The organism is Mycetohabitans sp. B8, from assembly GCF_021991875.1.
Taxonomy (GTDB): domain Bacteria; phylum Pseudomonadota; class Gammaproteobacteria; order Burkholderiales; family Burkholderiaceae; genus Mycetohabitans.
In genome coordinates this window covers 65745-82536 of the sequence record NZ_JAHLKR010000011.1, presented here as the reverse complement: position 1 = coordinate 82536, position 16792 = coordinate 65745, and the positions used below count along the sequence as shown (strand labels likewise).

The following is a 16792-nucleotide window of genomic DNA, read 5'->3' as shown; positions in this document are numbered from 1 at the left end:
CCGCGAAGCATGCTCACCTAAACCGAAGATTCGGAAAGCTATAGGGGCGGCCGCCGGGTGGAATCATCTGCTGGCTTGGCACATGCGTCTCCGACGCCAATCGCGCCGCCGCAGCATCCGGCCCGGCCGCGCCGGTCAGCTCCTGCCGTTGTGGGGCCGATGCCCCCTGCGCCGCGTCGGGCCGCGGTGCGGCGGCCGGTACCAGTGGTCGCGTCACCACCGGGTGGGCAAGACTGCCGCCAGCAGTTCCGGTAGCACCGGCAGCCGGCGCACCTTCGGCGCCAGGCGTCGGTGCGCCATCGTCGGTCGGGCCGGTGTCGGCGCCCGATTCATCGTCGTACGCGGGCGGCGGCGGATTGCCATCCGAAATCAGGTACTGGCGCCGTTGCAAATGGGCATTGCGCACGAACGAATACTTGTCGAGCGCCGCATTAGACAGCAGGTCGGTCGCACCGAGCAACGCCGCGCGCGTACTGACGATGCGCACACCATACAGCGTCGTGCGCAGCCAGATCGGACGCATATAGGCAGTCAGGTCGCCCTGCCAGTCGACCAGCAGGCCTGCCGCATCACGCACGGTGCTGGGCCCAAGCAGTGGCAGCACGAGGTACGGGCCCGGCGGCACGCCATAGTGGCCCAACGTGACGCCGAAGTCCGATTGGTGTTTCGGCAACCTGGCCTGGCTGGCAAAGTCGAACAGCCCGCCCAGCCCGAATGTGCTATTGATCGCTACGCGCATGATGTCTTCCGTGCCCGCGGTGATCTTGCCTTGCAACAAATTGTTAGCGGCAATATACACGTCACCGATGTTCGAGAAGAAGCTCGACACACGATCGCGGGCGAATTGAGGCAACGCCCAGTTATAGGCGCGCGCCACCGGCTTCATCGCCACGCGGTCCAGCGTATCGTTGAATTCGAACATCGTCCGGTTAAATCCTTCCAGCGGGTCTTGCTTCGACGGCGTCTTCACCGTCGCACAACCGCCCAGCGCCATCGCAGCGGCCGCAACCACAACGGTGGCTCGCATCGTTGTCATGCTGCTTCCCCTCAGTTTGCCGTCGCGCTTGCCGGCGCGACTTGGGTTTGAGATGCGCCAAGGCTGGCCCCGGCGGGCCCGGGCACCGCCGGAGCGGGCGCGGCAGGCGCGGCCGGTTTGCCCGCACCCGCATCCGCCGCCTTGCTGTACAGGAATTGGCTGATTAGGCTTTCCAGCACGATCGCGGACTGCGTCATCGTGAGCGTGTCGCCATCCTTGAGCAACTGCTCATCGCCTCCCGGATCCAGGCCGATGTACTGCTCGCCGAGCAGGCCCGCGGTTAGGATCTTGGCCGACGAGTCCTTCGGGAACGTGTACTGCTTAAACACGTCGATCGTAACCAGTGCCTGATAAGTCTGCGTATCGAATCCGATGCTCTGCACACGACCCACCGTCACACCGGCGCTCTTGACCGCCGCGCGCGGCTTCAGTCCACCGATGTTGTCGAACTTCATTTTCACCGAGTAGGTGGATTGAAACGACAGCGAACTCATATTGCCAGCCTTGAGCGCCAGGAACAGCAGCGCAACAAAACCGAGCACCACGAATAAGCCGACCCAGAAGTCCAGAGCGTTTTTCTTCATCGTCATCCCATCGGAATAGCTGTTGTCGCTGCGTGCCGCACGGGGATCGCGCACGCAGTCGTGCCGGCGCGCCGTGGCGCCGGGTCCATCCATTAATTGAACATCAGCGCGGTCAGCAGAAAGTCCAACCCGAGTACTGCCAACGATGCGAACACGACCGTCTTAGTCGTCGCGCGCGACACGCCTTCGGGGGTCGGCTTGGCTTCATAGCCTTGGAACAGCGCGACGAAAGTCACCGCGAAGCCGAACACGATGCTCTTGATCACGCCGTTGCCGATGTCCTGCCGCAGGTCGACGCCCGATTGCATCTGGGACCAGAACGCGCCGGGATCCACGCCGATCAATACCACACCAACGAAATACCCGCCGACAATGCCGACCGCGCTGAAGATCGCCGCCAGGATCGGCATCGCGATCACGCCAGCCCAGAATCGCGGTGCGACGACGACCCGGATCGGGTCCACCGCCATCATTTCCATCGCGCTCAACTGCTCGCCCGCCTTCATCAGGCCGATCTCCGCGGTCAGCGACGTACCAGCGCGTCCGGCGAACAGCAGCGCGGTAACCACCGGCCCCAGCTCGCGCACCAGCGACAGCGCGACCAACAGCCCGAGCGCCTGCTCGGAGCCGTAGCGATTCAGCGTGTTGTAGCCCTGCAAGCCCAGAACGAAGCCGACGAACAACCCTGAAACGGCGATGATGACAAGTGAATAATTACCCAGGAAGTGGATCTGCTGGGTGACGGTGCGCGGGCGCCGCAGCAATGGGAAGCACTCCGATGCAAGCCGCGCGAACATGCGGGCGCCGTAGCCCGTGCGCGAAAGGCCGTCGAGAACGGCGCGGCCAACCGTGGCGATCATGCGCTACTCTCCTGCGCGCGGCGCGACGCCAAGACCGAAGTCCGCCTCCAGCGGCGCGCTCGCATAGTGAAAATGAAAGGGACCATCAGGCGCGCCGTCGATGAACTGCCGCACGCTCGGGTCCTGCGACGCGCGCAACTGCGCGGGCGTACCCTCGGCAAGCACCCGTCCATTCGCAATGAAATACACGTAGTCTGCGATCGCAAACGACTCCGGCACATCGTGCGTCACGAGGATCGACGTGGCGCCGAGCGCGGTATTGAGGGTACGGATCAGTTTCGCGGTAATGCCCAGCGAGATCGGATCCAGTCCCGCGAACGGCTCATCGTACATCATCAGTTCGGGGTCGAGCGCGATCGCCCGGGCCAGCGCAACCCGGCGCGCCATGCCGCCCGACACTTCGGACGGCACCAAGTTGCGTGCGCCGCGCAAGCCGACCGCGTTGAGTTTCATCAACACGAGATCGCGGATCAACTCCTCTGGCAGGTCCGTATGCTCGCGCAGCGGGAATGCGACGTTGTCGAACACCGACATGTCAGTAAACAACGCCCCGAACTGGAACAACATGCCCATCTTGCGCCGCGCTGCGTAGACCGCCTGGGGGCCCATTGCACCAACGTCCTCGCCACGGAACAGCACCTGGCCTCGGTTGGCACGCACCTGCGCACCGATGAGCCGCAACACCGTCGTCTTGCCGCACCCGGAGCCGCCCATGATCGCAACCACCTGTCCACGCTTGAAACGCATGTTCAGGTTCTGGAGCACGAGCCGCTCAGCGCTGTAGCCGAAAGCAACGTCGCGCAGCTCAAGCAGGATATCGGAGGTGGTGGGCGGCACGTAGGCGGTCATCAAAAGCACGGAACGCGGATTATAGGGCCTAAAGCGGATCTGCCGCCTAAAACCCCGACGTGAACTGTGCGCAAGACCGCTTATATGCCGCCTTCGCGGCGTAGGGAAATGGCAGGCGAGCCCCGCATTATCGGGTAAACCCTCTTTGCAACGCAAAGATTGCTTTTTCGACGTCGTGGGCCTGCGTTATCGCACGCACAACCGCGGCGCCGCGTACCCCCGTGGCCAGCACGTCGTCCAGCGTCTGCAAGTCGATACCACCGATTGCCACGCAGGGCACCACGCCGTCCAGCAGCCGCACGTAGCGCGCGAGTCGCGCAAGCCCTTGCGGCGCGCTGGGCATCGCCTTGGTGTTGGTCGGAAACACCGCACCCAGCGCGACATAGCTCGGCTTGAAGTGCAGCGCCACCAATATCTCGTAGTATCCGTGCGAGGACAGACCCAGCCGCAGCCCCGCGTGCGCCAGCGCACCGATGTCCGCGCGCTGCAAATCCTCCTGGCCTAGATGCACGCCGTATGCACGTTCGTCCATTGCCAGTTGCCAGTGGTCGTTGATGAACACGCGTGCGCCCTCATAGCGGCGGCCCGCCACAACGGCGCGGCGCACGTCGGCCCGCAGCACGGCTAACTCGCGCGAATCCGCCGCGTCGTCCGCCTCGTCAACCTTGCGGCGCAGTTGCACAGTCCGCACACCGAGCGGTAGCAACCGCTCGATCCAGTCGGCCGTCGGCACCACCGGATACAGACCCAGCGCCGCCGGGCACGCGGCGAACGGCTGCACAGGCGCATTGGGCAACCCCAGCACGCGCGGAAAGCGCGACAAGTCGCTCGGCCATGGGTCCTGCGCATACTCGTCGCCCTGCCGCCACGCCAGGGCGAGGCACAACGCATCGTGCGGCACGCAACCACAATCGATAAACGCGGCGAACGCCGCGATCCAGTCGCCGCACGGCGTGGCCTCCAACGTGCGGACCATATCGCCTTGATGCAACCGCATGGCACGCGCCGACGCGTCCAGCACCGTGGCGCCGGCAGCCACCCAGCGCGCGACATCGACCGCATGCGGCTGCGCATCGGTCGCCACGATCACGTCACCGGGCCCGGGCTGCGGCGGCGGCGCGAGACAAATACGCACAGACTGGCTGGCGCGCGGCCCATCATCCAACCGTGCGCGAATCCGCTCGGCCGCCTCCAACAGTTCGTCTGCAGCAGGCGGGTAAAAAACCTCGCGTCCCCACGGGAAGGGACTGCTCACGTGCGCTCATCCGACGGCGGGACGGCGGCGCCTTCCGGCGTGCTATAGCCGTCCTGGTGCCAGAACGGCATGCCAACCACCGGCGTACTCGCATGCGCGCTGTCGCGTTGCGGCATCGGCCCGGCCAAGTACGCTTCGCGACCCGCATCAACCGCGCTCGCGAATGCCCGCGCCATCGCCTCGGGCCGCGCCGCCTGCGACACCGCCGTGTTGAGCAGCACGGCGTCAAACCCCCACTCCATCACCTGACACGCGTGCGACGGCACACCTAGCCCTGCGTCGACGATCAGCGGTACGTGCGTCAGGCGCTCGCGCAGCAGTTTGAGCCCATACGGGTTCACCACTCCCTTGCCGGTTCCGATCGGGGCGCCCCACGGCATTAACGCCTCGCAGCCGACGTCGAGCAGTCGCCGCGCGACGACGAGGTCCTCCGTGCAATACGGTAATACCTTGAAGCCGTCCCGCACGAGGATGTCGGCCGCCTCGATCAAACCGACCGGATCCGGCTGCAACGTGTAGTCGTCCCCAATTAGCTCGAGCTTGATCCAGTCAGTTTCGAACACTTCGCGGGCCATCTGCGCGGTCGTCACCGCCTCCTTCACAGTATGGCAACCGGCGGTGTTGGGCAACAGCGCGGCACCCTGGCGCTTCAGCGCGTCAAAAAACCCGACGTCGGCGTCGCCCTGCGCGGCCAACTGGCGCCGCAGCGCGACGGTGACCATCGCGGGCCGCGCGGCCACGAGCGAGGCCTCGAGCGCATGCAGCGACGGATAGCGCGAAGTGCCGAGCAACAGCCGACTTGTGAAGGGTTGTCCGTACAGGATCAGCGCGTCGGCAGTGGAATGCGAATTCATCATTGTCTCCGTCAGTTTCGGTGACCTATGGGCCAGGTTGTCGGGCCAGGTTGTCGGCTCGCGTGGCATACCGTTAATGCGTCATCCGCCTGCAACGGGCTTGACGACGTCGATTCGGTCACCTTGCGTGAGCGTACGCGCAGGATGCTGCGCGCGTGGTACGAATTCGCCGTTGATCGCGACCGCGTACGGCGGCACCGCACCATACGAGGCCAGTGCGTCGGCAAGGCGCGCATCGTCAGGCAACGAGAACGGCTGGTTGTTGATCTGGATATCCATATAATTTATGCGTCAGTCGGGTACGGCTGCAGCGCAGCCGTACGGTAAAGTATCGGCCAGCGCGAGGCGGCACGCCATGCGTCAAAACCGTCCGGATCGCGCACCTGCCCATCGAGCAACGCGTCCGCGAACGCCACGGCTTCGCACGCCACCTCAGGCGCAATCATGTAGCCGTGGCGGTACAGGCCATTGACGCGCAGCATCGACGCGCCATCCCACGACAGCGCAGGGCGATGGTCCGGCAGTGTGGGCCGGCAATGCGCGTTTAGCTCAAGAATCCGGCCCTCACCAAAGGCAGGATGCAGCGAGTATGCCGCCGACAACAACTCGAGCGCCGAGCGCACGCTCACCGGCGACATGTCCTCGCCCTCGATCTCGGTGGCCCCGATCACATAGTGATCGTCCTGCTTGGGCGCGATATACAACGGATAGCGCGGATGCAACAGACGCACCGGCCGACTCAGACCAATGCCCGGCGCATGAACCCGCGCGACTTCGCCTCGCAACCCGCGCAGACCGGACCATGCCCGCTTCGCGCCCAGTCCACGGCAATCAATCACCAGACCGGCAGCCGGCAGGGCATCCTCGCGCACGCAGGTATGCCAGTGCGTGTCGACATGCAGTTCTTCGAGCGCGGCCCCCAGCGCCACCAGCAACTGCCGATTGTCCAGTTGCCCCTCGCCAGGCAGCAGGCACGCGTCGTGAAAACGTGTACCAAGCGCCGGCTCGGCTTGCGTGACCTGAGCGCCGTGCAGTGCGACGATGCCGTCGCGCAGCATCGTAATGGGCGCGTTCACGCGCACACGCTGCTCGAACAAGGGCCATTCGGCGCGATCGGCCGCATGCCAGACAATCAACGTGCCGTTGCGCTGAAAGAACACCGGTTGTGGCAGCTGCGGCAACCATTCGGCCCAGCGCTCGAGCGACGCGGCGCCCAGCTCCACCAACAACGGCTCGGCACTGGCAGCTTCGGCCAGCGGCGCGAGCATGGCCGCGGCGACCCACGCTGCTGCGCTGCGGCCGCTCGGCTCGCCTTGCTCATACAACGCGACGTGATGGCCCGCGCGCGCGAGCCGCCACGCAATGAGGCGACCGGACAAGCCGCCGCCCAGGATGGCGACATCGGGCATCGGCGTAGCGTGGTACGCGGTTTCTAAAGAGGGGTCGGATCGGTGCACGGCAATCGAAACCTATGTACGAAAATCGGGGTACAAGGACGAAACCGGCGAGATTCACGTGCGGGACCTGACCACAGTGGCGCGCCGGCAGGCACGTCCGCTCCCTCACGACAGGAACCGAAAACTTCCCGCGCCGGTATTACCCGGATCGGGTGCGAAGGGACTCTCTCAGCCTCGCACTGCGCGGATCGCCGCGCACCGACTTGCAAAGCACCCCTGTTTCGTCTAAGCCCATTAAATCACAAAACCGCCGCGGGCCGCAATTTGTTGCTCTGACACAATGTCGCGCAATCGCCACCGCCGGAGCGCACGCTGCCGCGCGCTTTAAGCCGGAATTAAGCGGTAGCCGGAACAATCCGCACTGGCACGAGTCGGTCATCGTCGCGACGCCCGCGACGCGCCGGTGAATGGACCAATTTGAGGAACCCTACATTTGAGACACCCCATGAGTCAACCCGCATCGGGCAACAACGAATGTATTACCACGTGGAGCTTGATCAAGCCGTATTGGGTATCGAACGAAAAGTGGATCGCCTGGGGACTGCTCGCGCTCGTGGTCACGATCAACATGACCATGGTGGCGGTCAACGCGTGGTTCAACACATGGCAGCGCGTGTTCTTCGACTCAATCCAGCAGTACAACTATCCGGTGTTCAAGCACTCGCTGCTGCAATTTACTGCGATCGCGATGGCGATGATCCTGCTCGGCTCATACCGCACGTACTTCCGGCAGATGCTCGAATTCCGCTGGCGCCAGTGGCTCACCACGCAATACATGCACGAGTGGCTGTCGGGCCGCGCGTACTATCGGATCGAGCGCGACAAGCTCGCCGATAACCCGGACCAGCGGGTTTCAGTAGACCTACAGGAACTGGCGAGCACGACGCTGGCGCTCTCGTTGGATTTCCTGTCCACGTCCGTCACGTTGCTGTGGTTCAGCAATGTCCTGTGGCACTTGGCCGGCCCGCTCAGCTTCACCGTGCTGGGCACCGAGGTGACAATACCGGGCTACATGGTGTGGACCGCCCTACTCTACGCTGTGATTGGCTCGTACATCACGCATCGCGTCAACCATCCGCTCGTGTCGATCAACTACCAACAACAACGGGTCGAGGCGGATTTTCGTTTCTCGTTAATCCGGTTGCGCGAGAATGCGGACCAGATTGCCCTGTACGAGGGCGAACGCTCCGAGGAGAAAGCGCTGCAAGGCGCCTTCGGGCACATCCGCGACAATTGGCGGATGATCATGCGCTATACGCGTCGCCTGAACCTTGTCGTGGTCAGCTATTCGCAACTAGCGATTGTGTTCCCGTTCATCGCCGCCGCACCGAAATACTTCGCGAAGGCGATCAGCTACGGCGGTTATCAGCAGACAATCGGCGCGTTCGGCACCGTCAGTAGCTCGTTCTCATGGTTCATCAGCAGCTACTCGACGCTGGCCGCATGGCGCGCTGTGACTAACCGGCTCAAGGAATTCCGGCGCATCATGGCGCAGCCGCAGTTGCTCGAGTCAACGTCGCGGGCCACCGAACACGGCGGCATTCACATGAGGATGGCCGATACGACGGTACTGCGCGTGCAGGCGCTGCGGCTGTTGCGCCCGGATGGCACGCCGCTATCGACGATCGGCTCGTTTGCCATTACGCCCGGCTCGCGGGTGTTAGTGCGAGGCGCGTCGGGCTCCGGCAAGAGCACACTGCTGCGCTCGCTGGCCGGCCTGTGGCCATTTGGCAGCGGCACCATCGTGATGCCTGTCAACGCGCGCGTGATGTTCGTGCCGCAGAAAAGCTACGTGCCGATCGGCACGCTCAAGGGCGCGCTGTGCTATCCGGCATCGGCCGACGCGTTCACCGACGCAGACTGTGCCGACGTGCTGCGCGCTTGCCGACTAGGCGAACTAGTCGATAAGCTCGACGTGAGCGACCATTGGGAGCACGTGCTGTCACCAGGCGAACAGCAACGCCTAGCGATCGCCCGCGTGCTGTTGCAAAAGCCCAATTTCCTGTTCCTTGACGAGGCGACCAGCGCGCTCGACCTCGACACCGAAGCGGCGCTGTACCACGTGCTGACGCAACGTCTGGCCCACGCGGCAATCGTCAGTGTCGCGCACCGGGAGTCCGTGCAAGCGATGCACGACGAGACGATCGAAGTGGTGCGCGATAACTGACGTGCGGCAGCGTGATGACGACTGTGCCGCGCACGCATCGCACAGTCACGGCCGGCTGCGCCTGGCCGGTACCGCCGCGAGCGTCGTGTAGCGCGATCCGGCCGGCGTCAGCGTACTGCTGACCAACGCCAGCCTATCAAAGGTGATTAACGGCGGCACGGGACGCACCGTTTCGAAATCGTACGTCGGCGCGGGAAGATCGCCGCGCAGTCTGGCCAGGGTCAGGTGCGGCCGCAACGGCCGCGCAGCGGCGGGCACACCGGCCCGCTCCAGCAGCACGGCGACGCGAGCCACCCACGCGAGGAACGCCGGCGCGCTGATCAGTTCAAGCGCATACACGCGCGCCCGCGTGGCGCTGGGCAGCATCGCGGCATGCGAGGTGAGCAGCATGTCCGGCGCCGGCGTCAGTGTCGGCCATTCGTCGATCAGCCGTTTTCCCCCATCCGGCGTCAGCGCGCCAATGAATCGTATGGTCAGGTGAATTTGCTCGCGCGGTGTCCATCTGACGCCTGCGATACGATTGGCGCGCCATGGATTGCGCCATGCGTCGATCGCATCGAGGGCGTCGGAATCGGGAATCAGTGCGACAAAGCAACGCTGCAGTCTGACATCCATCGACGACTCCTTACGGCAAAGCCATCCTACTGCGCACGGTAGCCGATGACGAAAAACTGCAACGTATATACGTTGTACGTTGCGGCTCGTGAGCTCATCGACGCGCAGCCAGGCCTGACCCGACACCGGCCCGCGCACGGCTCAAGCTCAACACGGCAGCTCCGAGGCCCCCATCAGAAACGCGTCCACCGCACGCGCGCATTGGCGGCCTTCACGAATGGCCCAGACCACCAGCGATTGCCCCCGACGCACGTCGCCAGCAGCAAACACCTTGTCGACCGACGTGTGATACGCGCGCTCGCCGTCGGTGCCGGCTCGCACGTTGCCACGCTGGTCCTTGTCAACGGCGAACGCATCGAGCATCGCCGCCGCCGGCTGCGTGAAGCCCATCGCAAGCAGTACCAGGTCCGCTTTCATTTCGAACTCGGAACCGGGCACCTCCTGCATTTTGCCGTCCCTCCACTCGACGCGCGCAGCGATCAGCTTGTCGACTTTGCCGTTCCTGCCCTCGAAACGCTTGGTCGCGACCGACCAATCGCGCTCGCAACCTTCCTCATGCGACGACGACGTGCGCAGCTTGATTGGCCAGTACGGCCACACGAGAGGCTTATTCTCTTCCTGCGGCGGTTGCGCCAGCAATTCGAACTGCGTGACGCTCTTCGCGCCGTGCCGGTTCGACGTGCCGACGCAGTCCGACCCGGTGTCTCCGCCGCCAATCACGACCACGTGCTTGCCTTTGGCGAGCAACTGATCCGCGAGCTTGTCGCCAGCGTTGACCCGGTTCTGCTGCGGCAGGAACTCCATCGCGAAGTGGATACCGGCCAGCTCGCGGCCCGGCACCGGCAAATCACGCGGCGTTTCGGCACCGCCCGCCATCACGATTGCGTCGAACTGCTCGCGCAATGCGTGCGGCGACAGGATTTCCTTTGCCGCATTGTTGATCGACGGCGGCAACGGTTCCTTGCCAATGAACACGCCGGTACGGAACGTCACGCCTTCGGCCTCCATCTGGCGCATACGGCGGTCGATCTGCCACTTCTCCAGTTTGAAGTCGGGGATGCCGTAGCGCAGCAGGCCGCCAATCCGGTCGTTTTTCTCGAACACTGTCACCTCATGACCGGCTCGCGCCAGTTGCTGCGCGGCGGCCAGCCCGGCGGGCCCGGACCCCACCACCGCAATCTTCTTACCGGTCTTCAGCTTGGGCACTTGTGGCGCGACCCATCCTTCGCTCCACGCCTTGTCGATGATCGCGCGCTCGATCGATTTGATGCCCACCGCGTCGCTGTTGATATTGAGCGTACAGGCGGCCTCGCACGGCGCGGGACAGATCCTGCCGGTCAACTCCGGAAAATTGTTTGTCGAGTGCAACACCTCGATCGCCTGCTTCCAGTCCTGGCAAAACACGAGGTCATTGAAGTCCGGAATGATGTTGTTTACCGGACAGCCATTGTTGCAAAACGGAATACCGCAATCCATGCAGCGTGCGCCCTGGATCTTTGCGTCCTCATCGGTCAGCGCATGCGCGAATTCCTTCCAGTGCTTCACGCGTTCTAGCGGTCGTTCATACGCCTCGTGGCGGCGTTCATATTCGAGAAAACCGGTTGCCTTGCCCATGAGGTTCTCTTAACCAATGTATATTAAGGGGCAGCCCGCTGCACCGCGGCGGGACTGTCGTGCGTTGACTTGTCGGCGCATCCGCAGCCGCGTCGGTGCATGCACCGTCAGGCCGCTAGGCTCGGCGCGCTCGCCGCCTTCTTCTTGGCGCCGATTTCGGCCAACGCACGCTTGTACTCGGTCGGGAACACCTTGACGAACTGACGTCGCGACGTATCCCAGTTCTCGAGCAGCACCTTGGCGCGCGGCGACCCGGTGAACTCGAAGTGGCGCTCGATCAGCCCCTTGAGCAATGCCTCGTCGGTCTGGTCCTGATGCCACAGCGCCGGATCGACAGTGCGCTCTTGCTCAGCCTGCTGCAACACCGGCTCAAGCGCGACCATCGCCTTATTGCATTGGGTCGCGAACGTGTGGTCCGGATCGAATACGTACGCGACGCCTCCCGACATGCCAGCCGCGAAGTTGCGGCCGGTCTGGCCGAGCACAACGACGGTGCCGCCGGTCATGTACTCGCAACCGTGGTCGCCGGTGCCCTCAACGACCGCCGTCGCGCCGGAGTTACGCACGCAGAAGCGCTCGCCCGCAACGCCGCGGAAGTACGCCTCGCCCTCAATCGCCCCATACATGACGGTGTTGCCGCAAATGATGTTCTCTTCTGACTTGCCGCGGAAGTCATTGGTCGGACGCACGATGATGCGTCCACCCGAGAGCCCCTTGCCCACATAGTCGTTGCCGTCGCCGACCAGGTCCAGCGTGATGCCGCGCGCCAGGAACGCGCCGAAACTCTGTCCCGCCGTCCCCTTGAACTGAATGTGGATCGTATCGTTGGGCAGGCCAGCGTGCCCATACTTGCGGGCGATCACCCCCGAGAGCATCGCGCCGACCGTGCGATTCACGTTGCGCACCGGCTGGATGAACGACACATGCTCGCCTCTGTCGATCGCCGCCTTCGCCTTGTCGATCAACACATGATCCAATGCCCGATCCAGGCCATGGTCCTGCGTATCGACGTGCCGGCGCGCCACCTCGGCGCCCGCCTCAGGCACATGGAAGATCCGCGAGAAATCAAGCCCGCGCGCCTTCCAATGCTCGATGCCCTTTTTCGTGTCGAGCAAGTCAGCCCGCCCGACCAGTTCGTCAAAGCGGCGAATCCCAAGCTGCGCCATGATTTCGCGCACTTCCTCGGCCACGAAGAAAAAGAAGTTCACCACGTGCTCGGGCTGGCCGTTGAACTTCGCGCGCAGCACCGGGTCCTGCGTCGCAACACCCACGGGGCACGTGTTCAAATGGCACTTGCGCATCATGATGCAGCCTTCGACGACCAGCGGCGCCGTCGCAAAGCCGAACTCGTCGGCACCCAGCAGCGCGCCGATCACGACGTCGCGCCCCGTCTTCATCTGTCCGTCGGCCTGCACGCGAATCCGGCCGCGCAGCTTGTTGAGCACCAGCGTCTGCTGCGTCTCAGCCAGGCCCAACTCCCACGGCGTGCCGGCGTGCTTGATCGACGACAGCGGCGATGCACCCGTGCCGCCATCGTGGCCCGCGATCACGACGTGGTCGGCCTTGGCCTTGGCCACGCCCGCCGCCACCGTGCCCACGCCAACTTCAGACACGAGCTTCACCGATACGCCGGCGCTCGGGTTGGCACTCTTCAGGTCGTGGATCAGCTGCGCGAGGTCCTCGATCGAATAGATATCGTGGTGCGGCGGCGGGGAAATCAGCCCGACGCCTGGCACGCAGTAGCGCAGCTGGCCGATGTACTCTGACACCTTGTGCCCGGGCAGTTGGCCCCCTTCGCCCGGCTTGGCGCCCTGAGCCATCTTGATCTGGATCTGGTCGGCCGAGCTCAGATACTCGGCGGTCACGCCGAAACGGCCCGATGCGACCTGCTTGATCTTCGAGCGCAGCGAATCGCCGTCGCGCAACGGAATATCGACAACGACCGCCTTCTCCCCTAGGACCGAGCCGAGCGTATCCCCGTTCTTGATCGGCATGCCACGCAACTCATTGCGATAACGACGCTCGTCCTCGCCACCTTCACCGGTGTTGGACTTGCCGCCGATGCGGTTCATCGCGATCGCCAGCGTCGCATGCGCCTCGGTACTAATTGAGCCAAGCGACATCGCACCGGTTGCGAAGCGCTTGACGATCTCCTTGGCCGGCTCGACTTCATCGAGCGAAATGGCCTTGGTCGGATCGACCTTGAACTCGAACAGGCCGCGCAACGTCATGTGACGGCGGGTCTGGTCGTTAATGATGTGCGCATACGCTTTGTAGGTCTGGTATGAGTTGCTGCGCGCCGAATGTTGCAGTTTCGCAACCGCGTCGGGCGTCCACATGTGGTCTTCGCCACGCACGCGGTACGCGTACTCGCCGCCGGCATCCAGCATTGTCGCGAGAACCGGGTTGTCGCCGAATGCATCGCGATGCAGGCGGATCGCCTCTTGCGCCACTTCGAACAAGCCAATGCCGCCGACGTTGGATGCAGTGCCCTTGAAGTACTTGGCGACCAGTTCGCTGGACAAGCCCACCGCCTCGAAGATCTGCGCGCCGGTGTACGACATGTAGGTTGAGATGCCCATTTTCGACATGACCTTTTGCAGACCCTTGCCGAGCGCCTTCGTGAAGTTCTGGATGGCCTTGTCAGCCGACAGCACACCCGGCAAACTGCTGGACATCGCCACCAGCGTCTCGAGCGCCAGGTAAGGGTGCACCGCCTCGGCGCCGTAGCCAGCGAGCAGCGCGAAGTGATGAACCTCGCGCGCGGAACCCGTCTCGACCACCAGGCCCGTACTCGTGCGCAACCCATGCGCCACCAGGTGGCTGTGAATCGCCGAGGTCGCGAGCAACGCCGGGATCGCGACATTGTCCCGGTCGGTCTTGCGATCCGATACGATCAAGATGTTGTAGCCGGAGCGCACAGCGTCGACTGCCTCAGCACACAGCGACGCCAGGCGCGCCTCGATACCGGCCTTGTCCCACGCGACCGGATAACAGATATTCAACTCGTAGGAACTGAACTTGCCGCCGGTGTACTCGCCGATTGCACGGATCTTCGCGATATCCTTGAAGTCGAGCACCGGCTGCGATACTTCCAGCCGCATCGGCGGATTGATGTTGTTTGTATCGAGTAGGTTCGGCTTCGGTCCGATGAACGACACCAATGACATCACTAGGTTCTCGCGAATCGGGTCGATAGGCGGATTCGTGACCTGCGCGAACAACTGCTTGAAGTAATGGTATAGCGTCTTGTTCTTGTTCGACATCACCGCGAGCGGCGAGTCATTGCCCATCGAGCCGATCGCCTCTTCGCCGGCTTGCGCCATCGGCGCCATCAGGAACTTGATGTCTTCCTGCGTGTAGCCGAACGCCTGCTGCCGGTCCAGCAACGCCGGCGCGGCCTGCGGCTCAGCCGCCGCCGCAACGTCCTCCGGCTTCGGCTCGATTTCGTCCAACTTGATGCGCACCGCGTCGATCCAGCTCTTGTACGGCTTCGCGTTCGCCAGATTGTCTTTCAGTTCCTTATCATCGATGATGCGGCCGAGCTCCATGTCGATAAGGAACATCTTGCCCGGCTGCAGGCGCCACTTCTTGACGATCTTGGACTCGGGGATCGGCAGCACGCCGGCTTCGGACGCCATGATCACCATGTCGTCATCGGTGATGAGGTAGCGCGCCGGACGCAAGCCGTTGCGATCCAGCGTCGCGCCGATCTGACGACCGTCGGTGAATGCGATCGCCGCCGGACCGTCCCACGGCTCCATCATCGCCGCGTGATATTCGTAGAACGCGCGACGGTTCTCATCCATCAGCGCGTGCTGCTCCCACGCCTCCGGAATCATCATCATCACCGCGTGCGCCAGCGGATAGCCCGCCATCACCAGCAATTCGAGACAGTTGTCAAACGATGCTGTATCGGACTGGCCCGGGTAGATTAGCGGCCACAGCTTGGGCAGATCATCGCCGAGCACGTGGCTCGCAATGGCCCCGGTGCGCGCGTTCAGCCAGTTGACGTTGCCCTTGACCGTGTTGATTTCGCCATTGTGGGCGATTAACCGGTACGGGTGTGCCAACTCCCACGCTGGGAACGTGTTGGTCGAGAAACGCTGGTGCACCAACGCAAGCGCCGACACGACCCGCGCGTCCTGCAAGTCGCGATAATAGATCCCCACCTGCCTCGCCAGCAGCAGCCCCTTATAGACGACCGTGCGCGCCGACATCGACGGCACAAAATACTCCTTGCCATGCTTGAGCTTGAGCGCCTGGATACGATGACTGGCCGTCTTGCGGATCACGTACAGCTTGCGCTCGAGCGCGTCGGTCACCATGATGTCCTTGCCGCGCCCGATGAAGATCTGACGAATCACCGGCTCGTTGGCTTTCACCATCGGCGACATTTCCATCGTGCCGTCGACTGGCACGTCGCGCCAGCCGAGCACCACTTGCCCTTCGGCCTTGACCGTGCGCTCGAGTTCCTGCTCGCACGCCAGGTGCGACGCCTGCTCCTTGGGCAGAAAAATCATGCCGACGCCATACTCGCCGGACGGCGGCAACGTCACCCCCTGCCGCGCCATCTCCTCACGATAGAACGCATCCGGAATTTGGATCAGGATGCCGGCACCGTCGCCCATCAGCGGATCCGCGCCCACCGCGCCGCGATGATCCAAGTTATCGAGAATTTTCAGGCCCTGCTCCACGATTTCGTGGCTCTTGCGGCCCTTGATGTGCACGACAAAGCCGACGCCACACGCGTCATGTTCGTTTTCTGGCGCGTACAGGCCTTGTGCTTCAGGCACGCCCTGGCCGACGGTCGATTGTGTTACGTCTTTCATGGGGACACCGTGATTGTGATTTGGCCGTGCAACCGTCCGAGAAAACTCGTGCTTGAGCGCTGTGTCGCTGGCGCAAAGGTTTTCGGCGCATGTCGGCTGGATCGGGAGCGGCCGCGGCTTGTGGACACGGCAGCGATGAAGCAGCTGGAAATCGGAATATACGCGACGAATCAACAGGATGCCAAGAAAAATCGGAATATATGTCCCCATTAATATTTGTCTTCATTTTTTGTTCCAATAAATTGGTTCCATATCACTGAAGTGCATAAAAAAGCCTATTTGGATGTGCCTACTTCGTCGATTAGGATGGCGTCTGTGGCAACCGAAATACCCCCGCTTGCCTCTGTCCGTTCTGCACGCGATGCATCATTGCGAAAGCCTGTGCGTCGCGCTGTCCCCAGGGCCACTACGCCGTGCGATGAGCAACTGCCGGATGGGTGGCTGCGCGATATAGAGGGCCAGAGAGGGGTATGCCTAAAAGGGAGTGCCTAAGAGGGGGAATGCTGAAGGGGGAGTATCGGAGAAAGCGTTCCGGGGGAGGCGTGCCCGGAAGGAAATGCCCGAGAGGAAGCGCTCGAGGGGGCAACTGCTCGATGTAGGCCGCCCAGAAGGGGACTATCAGGATGAGAACATCGAATGTAACGTCGCCGCCGGGAGAACCACGGGTAG

12 protein-coding genes and 1 riboswitch are annotated in these 16792 nt (G+C 63.3%); of the genes, 1 reads left to right on the top strand and 11 read right to left on the bottom strand.

Going from position 1 to position 16792, the window contains the following annotated elements; all coding sequences use genetic code 11:
• Positions 1–13 precede the first annotated feature (13 nt).
• From KQH60_RS04780 to KQH60_RS04745, 8 genes are all read right to left on the bottom strand, one after another.
• Positions 14–1036: a VacJ family lipoprotein gene (locus tag KQH60_RS04780; protein WP_237575411.1), complete on the bottom strand. Its 1023-nt coding sequence runs from the start codon at positions 1034–1036 to the stop codon at positions 14–16.
• Positions 1037–1047: 11 nt separating this feature from the next.
• Positions 1048–1626, bottom strand: coding sequence for an outer membrane lipid asymmetry maintenance protein MlaD (mlaD, locus tag KQH60_RS04775; protein WP_237575500.1), 579 nt, complete (start codon positions 1624–1626; stop codon positions 1048–1050).
• 86 nt (positions 1627–1712) lie between these two features.
• Positions 1713–2480, bottom strand: coding sequence for a lipid asymmetry maintenance ABC transporter permease subunit MlaE (mlaE, locus tag KQH60_RS04770; protein WP_237575410.1), 768 nt, complete (start codon positions 2478–2480; stop codon positions 1713–1715).
• Between the two features lie 3 nt (positions 2481–2483).
• On the bottom strand, positions 2484–3329 hold the full coding sequence (locus KQH60_RS04765; protein ID WP_237575409.1) for an ABC transporter ATP-binding protein: 846 nt from the start codon (positions 3327–3329) through the stop codon (positions 2484–2486).
• Positions 3330–3456: 127 nt separating this feature from the next.
• On the bottom strand, positions 3457–4584 hold the full coding sequence (gene thiE / locus KQH60_RS04760) for a thiamine phosphate synthase (RefSeq protein WP_237575408.1): 1128 nt from the start codon (positions 4582–4584) through the stop codon (positions 3457–3459).
• Positions 4581–5438, bottom strand: coding sequence for a thiazole synthase (locus KQH60_RS04755; protein ID WP_237575407.1), 858 nt, complete (start codon positions 5436–5438; stop codon positions 4581–4583). The genes thiE and KQH60_RS04755 overlap by 4 nt, the downstream gene beginning before the upstream one ends.
• An 81-nt stretch (positions 5439–5519) precedes the next feature.
• A complete protein-coding gene (thiS, locus tag KQH60_RS04750; RefSeq protein ID WP_237575406.1) occupies positions 5520–5717 on the bottom strand; it encodes a sulfur carrier protein ThiS in 198 nt (65 codons plus the stop codon).
• Positions 5718–5722: 5 nt separating this feature from the next.
• Positions 5723–6847 carry an FAD-dependent oxidoreductase gene (locus KQH60_RS04745; protein WP_237575405.1) on the bottom strand — a complete coding sequence of 375 codons (1125 nt, stop codon included), beginning with the start codon at positions 6845–6847 and terminating at the stop codon, positions 5723–5725.
• 156 nt (positions 6848–7003) lie between these two features.
• Positions 7004–7123, bottom strand: a riboswitch (TPP riboswitch).
• 217 nt (positions 7124–7340) lie between these two features.
• On the opposite strand from KQH60_RS04745, the gene KQH60_RS04740 reads away from it, so the two are divergent.
• Positions 7341–9062 carry an ABC transporter ATP-binding protein/permease gene (locus KQH60_RS04740; RefSeq protein WP_237575404.1) on the top strand — a complete coding sequence of 574 codons (1722 nt, stop codon included), beginning with the start codon at positions 7341–7343 and terminating at the stop codon, positions 9060–9062.
• 45 nt (positions 9063–9107) lie between these two features.
• Here the strand turns inward: KQH60_RS04740 and thpR are convergent, their stop codons facing one another.
• The 3 genes from thpR to KQH60_RS04725 form a co-directional block, all read right to left on the bottom strand.
• Complete coding sequence (gene thpR, locus KQH60_RS04735; protein WP_237575403.1) at positions 9108–9677, bottom strand: RNA 2',3'-cyclic phosphodiesterase; 570 nt, start codon at positions 9675–9677, stop codon at positions 9108–9110.
• 147 nt (positions 9678–9824) lie between these two features.
• Complete coding sequence (locus KQH60_RS04730; RefSeq protein ID WP_237575402.1) at positions 9825–11291, bottom strand: glutamate synthase subunit beta; 1467 nt, start codon at positions 11289–11291, stop codon at positions 9825–9827.
• 107 nt (positions 11292–11398) lie between these two features.
• Positions 11399–16123: a glutamate synthase-related protein gene (locus KQH60_RS04725; protein ID WP_237575401.1), complete on the bottom strand. Its 4725-nt coding sequence runs from the start codon at positions 16121–16123 to the stop codon at positions 11399–11401.
• Positions 16124–16792: the final 669 nt, after the last annotated feature.